Source organism: Methanosarcinales archaeon Met12, assembly GCA_002813105.2.
GTDB lineage: Archaea > Halobacteriota > UBA148 > UBA148 > JAJOKI01 > JAJOKI01.
Genome location: CP017966.2, coordinates 209,464 through 226,206, shown reverse-complemented (window position 1 = coordinate 226,206; position 16,743 = coordinate 209,464). Strand labels below are relative to the sequence as shown.

At 45.8% G+C, this 16,743-nt stretch carries 16 protein-coding genes and 2 tRNA genes; 10 read left to right on the top strand and 8 right to left on the bottom strand.

The window, feature by feature from the left end:
* Window positions 1–45 precede the first annotated feature (45 nt).
* Window positions 46–1,326 carry an isopropylmalate synthase gene (locus BME93_01530; GenBank protein ID ATZ60846.2) on the top strand — a complete coding sequence of 427 codons (1,281 nt, stop codon included), beginning with the start codon at window positions 46–48 and terminating at the stop codon, window positions 1,324–1,326.
* Window positions 1,327–1,370: 44 nt separating this feature from the next.
* On the opposite strand, the gene BME93_01525 is transcribed toward BME93_01530, so the two are convergent.
* Genes BME93_01525 through BME93_01515 form a run of 3 tightly spaced genes read right to left on the bottom strand, consistent with a single transcriptional unit; the run spans window position 1,371 to window position 4,176 of the window.
* The gene (locus BME93_01525; protein ID ATZ60845.2) at window positions 1,371–2,411 is read right to left on the bottom strand and encodes an isocitrate/isopropylmalate dehydrogenase family protein; all 1,041 of its coding nucleotides are present in this window, start codon (window positions 2,409–2,411) and stop codon (window positions 1,371–1,373) included.
* Window positions 2,404–2,916: a 3-isopropylmalate dehydratase gene (locus BME93_01520; GenBank protein ATZ60844.2), complete on the bottom strand. Its 513-nt coding sequence runs from the start codon at window positions 2,914–2,916 to the stop codon at window positions 2,404–2,406. Before BME93_01520 ends, BME93_01525 begins: the two co-directional genes overlap by 8 nt.
* Window positions 2,917–4,176 carry a 3-isopropylmalate dehydratase large subunit gene (locus BME93_01515; GenBank protein ATZ61725.2) on the bottom strand — a complete coding sequence of 420 codons (1,260 nt, stop codon included), beginning with the start codon at window positions 4,174–4,176 and terminating at the stop codon, window positions 2,917–2,919.
* A 97-nt stretch (window positions 4,177–4,273) separates the two neighbouring features.
* On the opposite strand from BME93_01515, the gene BME93_01510 reads away from it, so the two are divergent.
* From BME93_01510 to BME93_01500, 3 genes are read left to right on the top strand one after another with little or no spacing between them, the layout of a single operon-like run.
* Window positions 4,274–5,125 carry a diadenylate cyclase gene (locus BME93_01510; GenBank protein ID ATZ60843.2) on the top strand — a complete coding sequence of 284 codons (852 nt, stop codon included), beginning with the start codon at window positions 4,274–4,276 and terminating at the stop codon, window positions 5,123–5,125.
* Between the two features lie 43 nt (window positions 5,126–5,168).
* Window positions 5,169–6,362 carry a methionine adenosyltransferase gene (locus BME93_01505; GenBank protein ATZ60842.2) on the top strand — a complete coding sequence of 398 codons (1,194 nt, stop codon included), beginning with the start codon at window positions 5,169–5,171 and terminating at the stop codon, window positions 6,360–6,362.
* A 28-nt stretch (window positions 6,363–6,390) separates the two neighbouring features.
* Window positions 6,391–7,296, top strand: coding sequence for a TIGR00269 family protein (locus tag BME93_01500; GenBank protein ID ATZ60841.2), 906 nt, complete (start codon window positions 6,391–6,393; stop codon window positions 7,294–7,296).
* A gap of 14 nt (window positions 7,297–7,310) precedes the next feature.
* On the opposite strand, the gene ftsZ is transcribed toward BME93_01500, so the two are convergent.
* From ftsZ to BME93_01480, 4 genes are all read right to left on the bottom strand, one after another.
* The gene (gene ftsZ, locus BME93_01495; GenBank protein ATZ60840.2) at window positions 7,311–8,420 is read right to left on the bottom strand and encodes a cell division protein FtsZ; all 1,110 of its coding nucleotides are present in this window, start codon (window positions 8,418–8,420) and stop codon (window positions 7,311–7,313) included.
* 162 nt (window positions 8,421–8,582) lie between these two features.
* Window positions 8,583–8,655: transfer RNA gene (locus BME93_01490), tRNA-Asp, on the bottom strand.
* Window positions 8,656–8,831: 176 nt separating this feature from the next.
* Window positions 8,832–9,046, bottom strand: a tRNA-Tyr gene (locus BME93_01485).
* A gap of 421 nt (window positions 9,047–9,467) precedes the next feature.
* Window positions 9,468–9,866: a hypothetical protein gene (locus BME93_01480; protein ATZ60838.2), complete on the bottom strand. Its 399-nt coding sequence runs from the start codon at window positions 9,864–9,866 to the stop codon at window positions 9,468–9,470.
* Window positions 9,867–10,135: 269 nt separating this feature from the next.
* Between BME93_01480 and ilvD the strand changes: the two genes are divergently transcribed.
* On the top strand, window positions 10,136–11,779 hold the full coding sequence (ilvD, locus tag BME93_01475; GenBank protein ID ATZ60837.2) for a dihydroxy-acid dehydratase: 1,644 nt from the start codon (window positions 10,136–10,138) through the stop codon (window positions 11,777–11,779).
* Window positions 11,780–11,880: 101 nt separating this feature from the next.
* On the opposite strand, the gene BME93_01470 is transcribed toward ilvD, so the two are convergent.
* On the bottom strand, window positions 11,881–12,582 hold the full coding sequence (locus BME93_01470) for a phospholipase D family protein (GenBank protein ID ATZ60836.2): 702 nt from the start codon (window positions 12,580–12,582) through the stop codon (window positions 11,881–11,883).
* A gap of 164 nt (window positions 12,583–12,746) precedes the next feature.
* Here BME93_01470 and BME93_01465 point away from each other — a divergent pair, with 164 nt between their 5' ends.
* From BME93_01465 to BME93_01445, 5 genes are read left to right on the top strand one after another with little or no spacing between them, the layout of a single operon-like run.
* Window positions 12,747–13,904 carry an amidohydrolase family protein gene (locus BME93_01465; protein ATZ60835.2) on the top strand — a complete coding sequence of 386 codons (1,158 nt, stop codon included), beginning with the start codon at window positions 12,747–12,749 and terminating at the stop codon, window positions 13,902–13,904.
* A complete protein-coding gene (locus BME93_01460) occupies window positions 13,885–14,496 on the top strand; it encodes a TatD family nuclease-associated radical SAM protein (GenBank protein ID ATZ60834.2) in 612 nt (203 codons plus the stop codon). Before BME93_01465 ends, BME93_01460 begins: the two co-directional genes overlap by 20 nt.
* A gap of 30 nt (window positions 14,497–14,526) precedes the next feature.
* On the top strand, window positions 14,527–15,561 hold the full coding sequence (locus tag BME93_01455) for a phosphoribosylaminoimidazolesuccinocarboxamide synthase (GenBank protein ID ATZ60833.2): 1,035 nt from the start codon (window positions 14,527–14,529) through the stop codon (window positions 15,559–15,561).
* Window positions 15,545–16,513 carry an L-threonylcarbamoyladenylate synthase gene (locus tag BME93_01450; GenBank protein ID WRQ72955.1) on the top strand — a complete coding sequence of 323 codons (969 nt, stop codon included), beginning with the start codon at window positions 15,545–15,547 and terminating at the stop codon, window positions 16,511–16,513. The genes BME93_01455 and BME93_01450 overlap by 17 nt, the downstream gene beginning before the upstream one ends.
* A gap of 60 nt (window positions 16,514–16,573) precedes the next feature.
* Window positions 16,574–16,729: a hypothetical protein gene (locus BME93_01445; protein ID ATZ60832.2), complete on the top strand. Its 156-nt coding sequence runs from the start codon at window positions 16,574–16,576 to the stop codon at window positions 16,727–16,729.
* Window positions 16,730–16,743: the final 14 nt, after the last annotated feature.

Here is a 16,743-nt window from a genome sequence, read left to right as displayed (position 1 = left end):
CTATCTTAGTTAATTTTATGTGCATTCTAAGGTAATTGTGATGAGATGATGTACAGAACGTATGAAGATATGCCAAAAATCAAGTTACCAGGTGACGTCGAGGTTAAAATAAGCGATAGTACCATACGAGATGGAGCGCAAATGCCAGGCATCGTGTTTAAAACGTCCCATAGACTGAAGGTATATGAATGGCTGCACGAAATCGGCATCGAGAAAATCGAAACTTTCCTGTATAACAAACGGGACCGCGTCGCAGCCAGAGAAATGCTGGATCGCGGCTATGAACATCCGGAAGTCACGGCGTGGGCGCGGGCAGTTCCAGCGGATATAGATTTAGCCCTGAATATGGATGGTATAGGAGAAATCGGGATATTGATGTCCATCTCGGATGTACACATCTTCGACAAGATGAGTTTAAAAAATAGGGAAGAGGCTGAAGAGAAATATTTAGCTGCGCTGGACTATGCAATTGATCACGGTCTGAAAGTTAGGTGTCATTTCGAGGACATCACAAGAGCAGATATGACTGGATTTGTGATTCCACTTGTTGAGCAGATTATAGAAAGGTCCCCCGATATCCTCATTCGAATTTGTGATACGCTAAACTTTGGATTACCATTTCCTGAACTGGATGTTCCATATGGAATTCCAACTATAATCAAGCGGCTTAAAGATGCAGGGGTTGTAAACATAGAGACACACATCCACGATGACTTCGGTCTCGGCATAGCCAATACATTGGCAGGATACTGGTATGGCGCCAATTGGTCAAATCTGACATTTTTGGGCATAGGCGAAAGAGCGGGCAACGCAGAATTGGAGAAAATATTGTTGTTTTTGGCATACCGTGTTGAGGGTTTCCAGAAATACAACCTCAAATGCCTCGTAGAATTTGCGAGATATATGGAGAAAGAAGTTGGAATCAGGGTTCCCAGAAATAAGGCAGTAGTCGGCAGGAATATCTTTGCCCATGAAAGTGGCATCCACACAGCAGGGGTTATCAAGAATCCATTTACATACGAGCCGTTTCCACCAGAGCTCGTTGGTGGGAAAAGGGAGCTGCTGATAGGTGATTCCTCTGGAACTGAAGTAATACGAATGAAGGTTGAAGACGCCCTGTCCGAACTGATGCATGTTAATGCAAAAGTTGACAAAAATGACATGCGCATAAAGGCCATTCACCAGGATATTCAGAAACTGTATGACGATGAAACCAGACGCTCATGCATATCCGATGAAGAGCTGAAGAGTTATGTTAAGAAGTACTTCATGTTCGAGCCCATCGTCAAAAAAGATGCTGGTAGAAATGGAGAAGAGAAGGAGTAAGTTGGTTCAGGAAAGTGCCACAATTCGAAGAATTATGGCTCCGTCTAAATCTTCGATTTAGTCGGTTTCGATTCCATGCGCCTGGCGATTTCGTCCGCCATCTCGCTGAGTTTTGCGTTTCCGCCAAGGTCATAGGTGACCTTTTTGCCATCTGCAATTACCTCTTCCGTCGCCTTGAAGATCGCATCGGCTTTATCTTTCTCTCCCATATAATCGAGCATCCACGCACCTGCGAGTATGGTTGCGGTTGGATTTACTCTATCCATGCCTTTGTATTTGGGAGCTGACCCATGCGCGGGTTCGAACATCGCATAGGAGTCCCCGATATTCGCTGAATAAATCAGGCCAATGCTTCCAACAAGGGCAGAACACTCCTCGCTGAGTATATCCATAAACATATTGGTGGACAATAGAACCTTCTGGTTGAAAAGTTGCGGATTCTTGATGAGTTGCTGTGCCATATTATCGACATGGTAATCCCATATCTCAATGTCTGGATACTCTTTTCCTACGTCATTGACCGCCTCTAAAAATGCCCCGCATGTCAGTTTTAGTATGTTGCTTTTGTGAATTGCCACCACGGTATCCCACTTTCTGCGGGTCGCCTCATCAAATGCATATCTGGCAATCCTTCTGCATGCGGATTTCGTGATTATTCTATGCGCTACGTATGTGTCCTCATCTACCTGAGTTTCAGAACCGCTGTAAAGCCCCTCGGTCCCCTCTCGCACGCAAACAAAATCGACATCGCCCAGCGGCTTCGGGGTGTTTTGAAATGTTTTGATCGGTCTGACGTTTGCATACAGGTCAAACTTCTGGCGGATGGAAACCGCCACGCTCTTGGGTGACCCTGCCCCGCCTGGCGTTGTGGTCGGTCCCTTGAAACATGAATCGCTCTCTTGAAGTATGCTCCATGTATCATCTGGTATCAGCGAATCTCCACCGTGTTTATCCCACCATTCGGCGCCTGCATCGCACATGATCAACTCGATATCTGAACCGGTAGCATCTAAGATGGCAATAGCCACATCGACGAGTTCTGGCCCCACTCCATCGCCTCTGATTACCGCCACTTTTTTAGTCACGATACCCTCCATGCGACCTTAGATATGGCATAATGCCCCCTGCCTCAAGCAATTCCTGCATGAATCTCGGGATTGGTTTGAAGCAGTATTCCTCCTTTTTCGTTATATTGCGGATTACGCCCAAGTCAAAGTCGACCACTACCACATCTCCCTGCGCGACTTTTTTTATCATGTCCTTGCACTCGATTAGTGGCAGACCGATGTTGAAACAGTTTCTGTAAAAGATATGCGCAAAAGATTCGGCGATTATACACGAGATACCGCATGTCTTGAGGACTTGCGGTGCCTGTTCTCTGGACGACCCGCATCCAAAATTAGTGGCTGCAACTATCAAAGGGTTCTTCGCCTTCGAGGCATCGGCATAAAATGACGGATCGATCGACTTAAAGGTGTGAACTGCAAGCTTCTCGAGGTCAAGTTCATCGTATTTGTATTTCCCTGCGATGATTTCATCTGTGTTGGTGTCCTTTGGAAATATTCGCAGAATTTTTCCTTTGCGCTTCATCTATATCACCACGTCCCTCGGGTCGGTTATTTTGCCCGTTATCGCACTGACTGCCGCAGTAGCAGGACTGCAAAGATATATTTCTGCATTGTCGTTGCCCATTCTGCCCTTAAAGTTTCTATTCTGGGTAGATAATGCAACCTCGCCGTCCCCAAGTGCCACGGTTCTCCCTATACAAAAGCCGCATCCAGGGGGGCAGATTGCAGCACCCGCCTCTGCCATGGTTTTTATGAACTCCTCCTCCATCGCATGAATCAGAATATCTCTGCTGGCAGGATACACGACCAATCGCGTATTTTCTGCCACCTTCTTTCCCTTTAATATTTGAGCTGCGATGCGCATGTCTTCCATCCTCCCATTGGTACACGAACCTATGCACACCTGGTCGACGTCAACTCCCTCAAACTGCGTTACTGGGGCAACGTTATCCACCCGGTGCGGGTATGCGACCATCGGTTCCATCTGTTCGGCCTCGACGATGATTTCATCGGCATATGTCGCATTCTTGTCAGGAGCGAGTGGTCTGTAATCCTGCCCTCTTTTATGAGATTCAAGAAATGCCCTTACCTTTGAATCCGCCTGGCACAAGCCCGTTACAGCTCCCGCTTCGATGGCCATGTTGGACATCGTCAGCCTGGATTCCACGCTCATGGCATCCACCGCATCCCCTAAAAATTCCATGGACATATGTGTGGCACCATCTGCGGTTATCTCTCCAATTATGTGCAGCATTACGTCCTTGGAGTACACATGCTTTGGTGGCGTCCCTGTCACCTCAATTTTAAATGATTCAGGAACTCTAAGCCACGTCTTGCCATATGCCATAATTGCAGCTATGTCAGTGCTCCCCATCCCGGTGGCGAATGCACCAAGTGCGCCATGCGTACACGTATGACTGTCCCCCCCTATGATGATCTTCCCTGGTGCGGCGAATTTCTCCACGACGATCTGATGGCAGATCCCATCGCCGTTCTCGAAGAAATATGGCATTTTGTTCTCCTTTGCAAATTTGCGCATGAAAATGTGAACATTGGACGCTTTTTCGCTTGGGGAAGGAGATGCATGGTCGCACACACCGGCCACTTTATATGGGTCGTATACCTTACGCGTCGATAGTCCAGCTTCCATTTGCTGAATCGCAAGTGGCATGGTGCCATCGTGAGAGAATACGAAATCAACTGGAACGATGACGATGTCACCTGTTGAGACATCAGCCCCGTGTTTATCCGAAAGTATTTTTTCTGCCATTGTCCTGTCCATAAAATCACAGCCCTCATTGTGATAATGTTACACATTTCTTATATAGCTTAACTATATAACATAAAATAGAACAAATCAATCAGAACAAGTGAGAGGGATGAAGAAAAAAGATATCAAACTCGAGATTGGCAAAGCCGCAGTTAGATTGGCAAATAAAATTGGTGCCGCTGCAATCATCATCGTCGATGAGAAATATGTGCAAAAAGACCTCAAGACGAAGATTCCCGTCGTAATCAGCCAGATAGAAGGCGGCATTGAGGGCATTCGTGATGATCTGGTCATCAATCTGCTTTCTAGGGCATCCACCAGAATCGACAAAATGCGGGGTGCCGTCCTGGGCGCATATGTTGAGGAGAGTATCAAAGCGGATGATGTGGTGGTCGGCATCGTTGGAGGGAATTCACTCGACGCGATCACAGTATGTGATGTCAGAGGAGAGGGCGTTATCAAGGAAATAGATAAAAGCGCAGACAGAGCAAATCCAGAAGTGATACGGGCTGTTTTGAGGCTGGCGCTGGAAATAGGATATGAAGGGAAAGAGGACAAACGCATTGGAACTGCCTTTATTCTGGGAGACTCGGATGAAGTTCTCAAACGGTCGCACCAGATGACGCTTAATCCATATCACGGACATGAAGATAAAAACAGAGATATAACAATCCCTGATAATGTGGAGTCAGCCAAGAATTTTGCGCAGTTAGACGGAGTATTTATCGTCCGTGAGGACGGGCATATTTTGGCAGCAGGCAGATATTTAGATATCGATGCAAGAGACATACGGGTCCAGAAAGGATTGGGAGGGCGCCATGTCGCAGCAGCAGCGATAACCCGTGATACGCAGGCGATCGCCATTACAGTATCTCAAAGTGGCGGGATAGTAAGAATATATAAGGATGGATTGCAAATCGCCGAAATCGCACCAACCATCCGATTTTCACACAGGAGTTAAATTATCGCAACTTATAACATCCAGTATCTATATAGAGGTTTTGATGAACAGGAATATCAGAATAGAAAATATTATCCAGACGCCAGTAGAACGGCAGGAGATCGAGCTGGTAGAGCGAAAAGGAATAGGCCATCCAGATTCGATATGTGATGGAATCGCAGAGGCAGTCAGCCGTACGCTATCGAATGAGTATCTAAAGCGGTTTGGTAGGATATTGCATCATAATACCGATCAAGTTGAATTGGTCGGCGGCGAGGCATCCCCTGTCTACGGTGGAGGGGACGTGATAAAACCGTTGTATATCCTGCTGAGCGGTAGAGCCACCGCATACATCGGCAATGAAAAGATACCTGTTGGAGAAATCGCCCTTGAGGCTGCAGGAGAGTATCTAACAAGTACTATTAAAAATATAAAGCCATCACACATAGTCTTAGAGCAGCGGTTGGGGCAGGGCTCTGTGGACCTTGTAAATATTTTTGAGCGTGACGGCATCCCCAAGGCAAATGACACATCCATCGGAGTGGGTCATGCTCCCTTATCGGAAACCGAAATGATCGTATATAACGTAGAGCGGGCTGTGATGAACGATTTTAGGAAAAAACAATTGGCAACTGGAGAGGATATCAAGGTAATGGGGTTGCGGAAAGGAGATAATATCAGCCTGACGGTTGCAGACGGTTTCGTATCCAGATATGTGGATGATATTGATCACTATGTGGCGATAAAACAAGAATTGGCAGAATATATTTTGAATGTCGCAAAAAAATACACCAACCGCGATGTATCGGTGGCCGTCAATACAGGAGATAATTATGAGACCGGTTCTGTGTATCTCACTGTGACCGGGACGTCGGCCGAGATGGGTGATGATGGTTCTGTGGGCAGGGGCAATCGCTGTAATGGGTTGATCACACCAAATCGGCCGATGAGCATGGAAGCTTCCAGCGGCAAGAATCCAGTAAATCACGTTGGCAAGATATATAATTTATTATCTACCCAGATAGCACACGATGTAGTGGAAATCGTCGATGGCATTGAGGAGATATACGTGCGCATTCTATCTCAAATCGGGCAGTCGATCGACAACCCCAAGGTCGCAAGCGCGCAAATCATACTGGAAAAGGGCACCAGTATGAAATCGATTAAATCCAAGGTCAAAGGCGTGTTCGATGAACGGTTATCAGACATCACGAAGATCACGGAGATGGTTGTGGAAGGGAAGCTAAAGACGTTTTAGATTTAGCGGATAAAAATATGGGAACCAGATGAAATGCGATAAGTGTAACAGTCCGGCAGTCATTCATCAACGATATTCTGGCATGCACCTATGCAAGAGCCATTTCAAGGACGATGTCGAGCGCAAGACCAAGAGCGTCATCCGAAGGTACAGGATGATAGAAAAAAACGACACCATCGCGGTTGCACTAAGTGGGGGAAAGGATAGCATTGTTACGCTGCATATATTGGAGTCCTTATTTGGCAAGCGCCCCGATATTCAGCTGACTGCCATATTGGTTGACGAGGGAATCAAAGGATATCGTGCAAAAACGATCAAAACAGCAAAAGAGGCCTGCAAAGCGATTGGGATACCGCTCACCATCGTATCATTTGTCGAGAAATATGGGGCAACGCTGGATAAGATGATGGAGCAAGGGACAGGTCTAACACCATGCTCTCTGTGTGGTGTATTCAGAAGGGTTTTATTAAACAAGACTGCCAAGACGTTGGGCGCCACCAAAGTGGCAACAGGGCATAATCTGGATGATGAGGCACAGGCAGTACTGCTAAATTTGTTGCGCGGTGATGTCGATCGGCTGGCAAGACTCGTTCCAGCAAGAGTTCAACCAGGTTTAATTCCGCGAATAAAGCCGTTGAGAAACATTCCAGAAAAAGAGGTAGGCCTTTATGCACTACTCGACGAATTGCCCGTAAACTTCGATGAATGCCCGTATACGGGCCGGTCGATGAGGGGAGAGATACGGGAGATGCTGAACGACTTTGAGACAAAACACCCGGGCACCAAATACGCGTTAATGCGAAGTTTTGAAAAAATGTCCGAGACGTTGAGAAGGGAATGGATGCAGGCAGACCTCAGGCAGTGTAGTATCTGCGGTGAACCAACGACTAACACCACATGTCAGGCATGTAAGCTACTGGAAATGTTGAGTTGAAAAATAAAAAACCACTATCGAATTACATCGATAATGGTCTTCTCCTGTTTTGGCGTATAGCGACCAAACACGGCATCGGACGCATTGGCGTTGCGTGGCCCGAGTACTTGCGCAGATTGAACTCCTGTCATGATGGCCATCACTCGCACTTTACCGTCAAATTCCTTGTTGACTCGTGCACCCCATATCACATTTGCACGTGGGTCGAGTTCATATGTGATCGATCTAGTGATTTCTTCGGCCTCACCCAGTGTTAGGTCCGTCCCTCCACTAATGTGAACCAAAGCACCAGTTGCTCCTCGATAATCGACATCCAACAGTGGATTAGCCAATGCATTGCTTACCACGGCTTCTGCCCTGCCCTGCCCCTTCGTCTCGCCAACCACCATGACCGCAACCCCGCCAGAACTCATGATGGTCTTGACATCTGCAAAGTCGAGATTTATCAGCGATGGTTGTGTTATCGTTTCGGATATGCCCTTCACAGTATCTGCAATCAGTTGGTCCATCACTGAGAACGCCTGTTCGAGCGGCAGATTCGGCACGTATGCTAAAAGTCGGTTATTGTCCAGAACGATCACGGTGTCCGCAGCACGTCTAAGGGTTTCCAGGCCTTCTTCTGCCTTGATCAATCGAGCTCGTTCCACCATAAATGGAGACGATACCATTCCAACGACTATTGCGCCCTGCTTTTTTGCGATTTCTGCAACTATTGGCGCAGATCCCGTGCCGGTTCCACCACCCATACCTGCGGTGATGAATACCAGATCGGCACCCTTCAAAGCTTCTTCAAGCGTCCCTCGCGCGAGTTCAGCAGCCCGCCTCCCGATCTCTGGATATCCTCCAGCACCGAGACCTCTCGTGATTGATCCGCCAATTAAAATCTTTTTGTCTGCATTGACTATGCTTAGATGCTGTTTGTCGGTGTTTAATGCTATTATCTCAGCGCCCGCGACTCCAATGCGATATAGTCTATTGATAGTATTATTCCCTGCTCCACCACATCCTATAACCTTAATCTGCGGCATCCCAAATTCCTCAAAAACATCGTCGGCGTCTGTGGACTCTCTGCACACTTGCTCTTTTCCAGCATACCTTAAAGCTTCTTCTATTATCGATTCCATTTTCATCCCCTCATTTTATATTTTATTTATTTTTTTGGGAGCGGATTATTATTGCGCCACTCCTTTGACCTTACAAACAATTCTAAATAGAAATCATCATATATATAATACTATGGGTTCTCATAACAATATCGTTTTGCCAATCGAGGCTAAAGATTGAGGCGCCCAGGTCGGGATTCGAACCCGAGTCGAAGCCTCGACAGGGCTTCATGATAGGCCGCTACACTACCCGGGCAAAGGGTTTACACTTATCTCTTGACTCCGCATCCTACATTCGCTATCCTCGACTTCAAAGTACTCCATAGGAATATTTTATTCAGAGGGTTGGTTATGCAACCTTCGTTCAGAAGATATCCTTCGGATACCTTCGCCTTGCGGAGTCTCGATTGCTCAATAGGACGACAGGACTGATCCCGCCTCCCGGATTCGAACCGGGGACATCGCGGTATCTGCGCGGTAATGCGTGCCATGCACATGTCCCAGTTCGAAGAACTGGGAGAGTTGTAATCGAAAACACTTCGCAGAAGTGTTTTCTTCAGAAGATGATCAAAGACCATCTTCGCCCGAAGGGATTTCAACACCATCAAACTACAGCCGCGCACTCTACCAGACTGAGTTAAGGCGGGCTATATGACAATGCCAACTGCTATATTTATCTTTTTCTATCGTATGTTCTATAAAATCTTCGGTTGATTCTATAAAGAGGTTTACGATCATCAACCGATTTTCCTACAGTACCCTTTACATATTTTTATATATACAAGAGCATATGGTATCTGTTAAGGGCAGAACTATCATCGCCATCGTCGCCGCGTAAGCAACTATCATGGCCCAATGTAAGTGCCAAGGTATGTTCAAAAAATTTACCAAAATTATATCGCCCACTCTTATAATTCCGCTTACTACAACTATCCCCACTCCAACATATATTAAGTTTCGTTTTAACTTAAGTGGAAAAGATACAAGGAAATTACATACACTACTATGCAGGCGGTCACAATCACTTGGATCAATGAGAATACATCATCGAATTTAGACGCCGTTCCATTATGCGACAACCGTTTCTACACCCCCTGATCCCCAGGGCGGTAAAAATATTCTAACTGCCCCAGACGGAAATGGGATTGGAAATCTTGGAATGATCTTGATTGGATTTTCAATTACTACCTCTACTTCCACGCCCAGTTCTAAAAGTTCTGCTTGAATGTTGAGAATGTCTTTCTTGTAGTTGGCTGCATCTTCTGGATATCCCTCTGCCACCGCCTCGTTATGATCCGTCACAGCAGTTTCAAGATCGTACAGCAACTCCTCGATCTCGTATGTCTTCTCATCGTTCGTCTGTGCGGCCACCGGCATCGCCAGCGTCCCCAGCATCAGTATTGTCGCTAATATTGCGAATATTTTTGTGTTCATAGTTAATTCATCAAGTGGTATCACAAACTTCATGGTATAAATAGTTTATCTACATAATATATATATGTATATACATCCCATATATCCAATGAGGAGGGATGAGGTTAGTTGATTAAGTTTGATGAATCATGACGCTATATAAAAATCTCTGAAAAGGATTCTATGGGGTCTTCGATTGGTCCTACCAAGAGGTTTACGGTCATCAACCGATTTTTCTACGGTACCACATAGGCGAAGATTTTTAAACCATAACTCTTTTAGGCATTAGGACAAGATTAACCCCTACTAATCACAGGAGTGCAATGAAAAGCGATATAATGAAAAAAGGAGTTGAGAGGGCGCCCCACCGGGCATTGCTAAAGGCATGCGGCGTGACGGATGAGGGCATAGAGCGCCCCTTTATCGCAGTGGTCAACTCCTGGAACGAGATTGTGCCAGGGCACATCCATCTCCGCCAGGTTGCCGATGCCGTGAAAACGGGCATACATAGCGCAGGAGGATCGCCATTTGAATTCCACACCATAGCGGTATGCGATGGACTGGCGATGGGGCACGATGGAATGAGGTACTCTCTGCCCTCCAGAGATGTCATAGCGGACTCCATAGAGGTAATGATAAGGGCACACGCGTTTGACGGAATGGTGCTCATATCTTCCTGCGATGAAATCGTCCCAGGACATTTGATGGCGGCTGCCAGGCTGGACATTCCTGCAGCAGTTGTAACTGGAGGGCCAATGCACTCCGGAGTATTTAAAGGCGAGAACGTCGACATAATATCTGTTTTTGAAGCCATAGGCAAGCTCAAGGGCGGCAAAATAAGCGAAGATGACCTGAAGGAGCTCGAAGATTGCGCATGTCCAGGTGCCGGTAGTTGTGCTGGGATGTTCAGCGCCAATACACTGGCATGTGGCGTAGAGGCTTTAGGATTATCTCTGCCAGGATGTGCAACCGCTCATGCTATAGATATTAGTAAGCTGAGAATTGCCAGAGAGAGTGGAAAACGGATCGTGTCGCTGGTAAAAGATGACGTGACCGCACGGGACATCATGTCCTATGATGCATTTGAGAACTGGATGAGGGTTTCCATGGCGACTGCTGGCTCCACCAATGATGTGCTGGAAATACTCGCGATAGCCAAAGAAGCGGACATAAAAATATCGTTAGACTCATTCGATAAAATCAGTAGGAAGACGCCACACATCTGCAATATGCGTCCAGGAGGAGTCTATACTATGTTGGACCTGGATAGGGCAGGCGGTATTCCGGCAGTGATGAAACGTCTGAGAGAACTGCTGAATCTGGAGTGCATCACCGTTACGGGAAAGACTGTGGGGGAGAACATAAAAGATGTAGAGGTGATCGATGACGAGGTTATACGCCCCCTCAGCGCCCCCATTCATTCTGAGGGAGGGATTGCCGTGTTGAGGGGTTCTTTAGCTCCGAATGGCGCCGTGGTAAAACAAACTGCCGTCGACGAGCAAATGTTAAGGCATACTGGGCCTGCCAGAGTTTTTGAATCGGAAGAGGATTCAATAGATGCGATACTGAATGGTAGAATCAATGATGGAGATGTTGTCGTTATCAGATATGAAGGTCCTAAAGGCGGTCCTGGTATGCGCGAGATGCTAGCGCCAACCTCTGCTATCTATGGTATGGGGCTTAAGGTCTTATTGGTCACTGATGGGCGCTTCTCTGGTGGAACCAGAGGTCCATGTATAGGGCACGTGGCACCAGAGGCGGCAGATGGGGGTCCGATTGCTATCGTTGAGGAAGGAGATATGATTAAGGTTGACATTCCTGCCAGAAAACTGGACATAGTCATAAAAGAGTCAGAGCTCAAGATGCGCTTGCGGCGCTGGAAACCCAGAGAACGAAATGTGAAGGGATATCTCAGGAGATATGCGGAGCTATGTTTAAGCTCTGACAAGGGCGCATGTATGAAATAATGTGTAACGTAGTGGACCTTTATATCCTTGTTATATAGGGGGTGAAGCGAAAGTTTAACGTCCCCTTGAGCTTTTGAATTGGTTGACCTAAGTTTATTTTTTTATAATAATAACTTATAACAAGAATAACAAACTGGTTTTTCCATCGACGATGAATTAGATTTTCCACACATATGGCAAAACTTTTCTTTATAGGTTGGATCGGAATATTCCTTCCAAATGGTATAACATTTTTTACATAATGGGTAGTTAGGATTAAGTGTTATGTCAGCATCACATCTTATGCAATGACCATTTCTATTTTTCAATTGTTTCTCGTTAGGTGTAGTTTTGTCTAATCCTTTTTTCTTAGTTTCAACTTTCTCGATAGAAATTGAAACATGTTCGCTTGTTCGAATTAAACTAGTTACTTCCCCGTGAACGTCTTGATATAATTTGGGGTCATTTTCTTTGGTAATGTAAATACCCATCTCAATATTATTTTGCTGAGAAAAATCATAAAGATTCATTGAAGTAATAATTGCTTCTTTTTCATTAATATAACATTTTGCATGTAAATTTTTACAAAATAGAACTTTTATTGAATCCATAGATTTAAGCCATTTACTTTCTTCTGTTTGTAAATCTGCTTTTCCATAAATAATCCGAATGTCTAACCTAAGTCTATTTTTTTCATCTAATATCTGTTTTATTCTTGAGTTGAATTTTAAATAAGGGCTAATAAGAAATAAACTAACACCTGCATTTTTAATGAGATTCTCTAAATGATAACTAATCGCCGAACTATTCAAAAATTCTACCATATACAATTAAACTTGTTATTTCTATTTAATGTTTTTCTAAGTGTCAACTCAAAAATAACCCACTATTATACGACTTTTTATTAAGTTAGATTGCATATAATCTATTGTGGACATTTTAACCGCGATACCAATTTATAATGATATACTGTACTACTCAATATATAATGATAATCTACAACGCAAGAATTCTTTATGGCGCGGACTTCGAGCTGATTCGCGGGTACATCAAGGTCGAAGATGGACTGATATCTGAGGTTGGCGAGGGCGACATCAGAGGCGATATGGATGCAGAGAACTGCATAATAATGCCGGGCCTCATCAATGCTCATGTCCACCTTCTCGATTCCATTGCAAAGGAGAGCGGTGCAGGTATGACGCTGGATGAGCTGGTAAGACCTCCCAATGGCTATAAACAAAAAATCCTGAGGAGCACGCCAAAAGCAAAACTCGTTGCTGCGGCTCGCGGTGCCGTTCGTGAGATGATATCCAACGGGATAACCTATTTTTGCGAGTTCTCGAATGACCCTGTGTTGTCCAAACAGGCAAACAAAGAAGCGAAAATATATTATGAGCCTACCATGGTGCAGGTGGATGATGACGTGGCAACAAATAAGCCCGGTCCTTCTATCGTCGATGATGTACATGGACGTGCCATGGAATGCGACGGAATCGGGTTGAGTGGCGTGGGAGAGTTTTCAGATGCCACGCTCGAAAAGATTGCAGACCTGGGACTACCTCTGGCGCTTCATGCTGCAGAGCACATGCCCTCACAACAGCGTTCTCTTGCGCTGACAGGAAAAACAGAGGTTGAGAGAGCGGTGAAATTAAACCCTGATTTTCTTGTCCACGTGACCAACCCGCTTGAAGATGACGTGAGGCATATTGTCAAAAAAAACATTCCTATAGTATGTTGTCCCCGTTGCAATGCCCTCCTTGGAGTTGGAGTGCCGCCCATCATGGATTTTCTGGAGAAAGGCGTCTTGGTCGCTCTGGGAACCGACAATGTCATGTTGAACTCACCCGACCTTTTTCGGGAGATGGAATTTCTCTCGAGAATCATCAGCCATGTTCACAAGGATTCAGGGACGATCTCAGCGAAAGATATACTTAGAATGGTCACCTTGAATCCAGCAAAGATATTGGGTCTGGACTCAGGCTTGATACTGGAGGGAAAACGGGCTGACCTTCTATTCCTCAGGCCACATAGAAATATGAGTCCATTGGGTGATGCGGTCTCGGCGATCGTTCATAGGGCGGATGCGAGAAATGTTTGGAGAGTCATGTGCAGGGGAAGGACTATCTATGATAGCAGCGTCGGCTAAAGGTGCGGTTGTTTATAGATACAAGCATTCATTATATCTGAACATAACAAATGAGTGCACCAATGACTGTGTTTTTTGCGTCAGGAAATTTACGAGAGGACTGGGCGGTTGTGTTCTCTGGCTACAAAGCGAGGCTTCAGCGGATGAGATTCTCAGAGAATTGTCCAAAGAACTTGATGATGTTACGTACGAAGAAATCGTCTTTTGCGGCTATGGAGAGCCATTGATTAGATTGGATACTATATTGAAAGTGACAGGAGCTATTAAAAAGAGATATCCAGACCTAAAGGTGAGGGTGAACACCAACGGACAGGCCAAATTGCTCTATCCCAATCGAAATGTGGCAAAAGAGCTTAAAGACGCTGGAGTGGACTCCATTTCCATAAGCATGAATGCGGAGAACCCAAAGAAATACTTTGAGATGTGCAGACCAAAGTTTGGGAGGGCGACATATGAAAAAATTATTGAGTTCATCAAAGAGTGCAAGGAACATATTCCAGAAGTCCGAGTGAGCGTCGTTGAGGGATATGCGAACATAGTAGAGTGCGAGAGGGTCGCTAATGAGCTCGGCGTCGGGTTTAAAGTGAGATAAATAACTGAGAGGTGATTTGGGTTGGGGAGTGTGAAAGATCTGGAAGTTCTGATGGAGCCGACAAAAGAGAGGATGGGTGTAGGAAGGTTTCACTTTTCAGATAGATATTCGGTCTTTGATTGGGGAGAGATGCCTGACCACATACCATACAAAGGAGAGGCGATTGCTCTTTTGGGCGCCTATTTTTTTGAAAAACTTGAGGAGATGGATATTTCCACCCACTACCTGGGTATTGTGGAAGATGGCGAGGTGAAAAGGCTTTCGGATGTCAAGAGGCCAGCAAATAAAATTGAAATCAAGCTCCTGCGCGTGATAAGCCCCAAACTCCAGGACACTGATTATGATTATTCCGTTTACCGGGAAGAGAAAGGCGGCTTTCTGGTCCCCCTTGAGGTAATTTACAGAAATTTTTTGCCTGCAGGAAGCAGTGTTTTCAGGCGCCTCAAAGACGGAGAAATATGCCCTGCTGACCTGAACCTTTCCAGCATGCCCTTGCCAAACCAGAAACTGGATTCTCCCTTTTTGGATTATTCTACCAAACTGGAGATAACGGATAGATACCTCACTCGTGAAAGAGCTCGCAGTATAGCAGGTTTGAGTGATGACGAAATCCTTGAGATAGAGGGGATTGTGATCGATGTCAACGACCTTATTACAAAGGAGTTTTCAAAGATTGGGCTGGTAAACGAAGACGGAAAAGTAGAATTGGGTTTTGATTTAAAACGATGTTTTATGCTGGTCGACGTCCTTGGAACCCTGGATGAGTGCCGTGTTACATTCGACGGAACCCCTGTCAGCAAGGAGATAGCCCGAATTTACTACCGCAAGACAGAGTGGCACCATGCGGTTGAGGAGGCTAAAAAGAAGGACAGGCAACATTGGAGGGAGACGTGTGAGCTTAGTCCAGAGCCGCTTCCCGAAATGCTAAAACTTCTAATCTCTCAGATTTATTGCGCCGTCACAAATGAGGTGACCCAGAGGACGTGGTTTAAAGACCTGCCCACCTTGAAGGAGCTATTGAAGGATATAAAAGAGGCGCTAAATGTCGATGACAAACGTTGTTAAGGCTACGCCAAAAGCCCTACAGGACGCGGGCGATATCATACGAAAAGGCGGCTTAGTAGCCTTTCCCACGGAGACGGTATACGGACTTGGAGCAGATGCGCTGAATCCACAGGCAGTTGCCCGAATATTTGAAGTAAAGAACAGGCCTCGATTCGATCCGCTGATAGTGCATATAGCGGATTTTTTAGAGGTCGAACGCTTATGCCATTCGCCAAATGAAAAGGCTGAAAAACTCATTGAAAGGTTCTGGCCCGGACCGCTTACCATAACCCTACTCAAATCAAAAGTCGTGCCAGATATCGTAACGGCGGGCCTTTCAACAGTGGCTATACGGATGCCGGCACATCCAGTGGCTTTAAACCTTATTAAAAAGGCAGAGGTGCCCATAGCTGCTCCAAGCGCCAACCCTTTTGGCTATTTAAGTCCAACAACTGCAGAGCATGTGAAGGAGCAGATAGGAGAAAAGGTTGATATGATACTGGATGGTGGAAAATGTCCTATTGGCGTGGAATCCACGGTCATAGACCTCACAGAAGCCGAACCCATTCTCCTCAGGCCAGGCGGACTGTCCCTTGAAGAGATAGAGGCGGTGATAGGCAAGATAAAACTTTCTACAATCGATTCTTCAAAGCCACGTTCACCTGGACAGCTGCCTCGCCATTACTCGCCGCGAACTCCCATCAAGATTCTAAAAGAGGTGGGGTTTGATATGGTGCAAGGGAAACAAGTAGGGCTCCTGGCATTTACGTACCCAAAAAAGAAATTGCCATATAAAGCAGTAGAAGTTCTTTCTTCTCACGGGGATTTGCGGGAGGCGGCGGCAAATTTCTTTACCCAGCTTCACAGGTTAGATGCAGCGGGTTTGGACATTATCTATGCTGAACCTGTTCCAGAGGTTGGATTGGGCAGGGCGATTATGGACAGGTTACGTAGAGCATCGGGAGATTTATAATAAACAACGAGATGATTTATATGCCTCTTAAGCAGTATTAATACAAGGGAGGTGAAAAATATGTGTGAAGGATGCGGATGTGAAGTTGCAGAAAAACCGATCCAATACGAATGCGTATGCGAAGAAGATGGATGCAACTGTAGTATCATCGAGTTCGATGAGGGGCCGAAGGCAGTACCTTACTGCTGTGGCGTGCCGATGAGACGGATAAAATAAGCGAGAAAAGTATC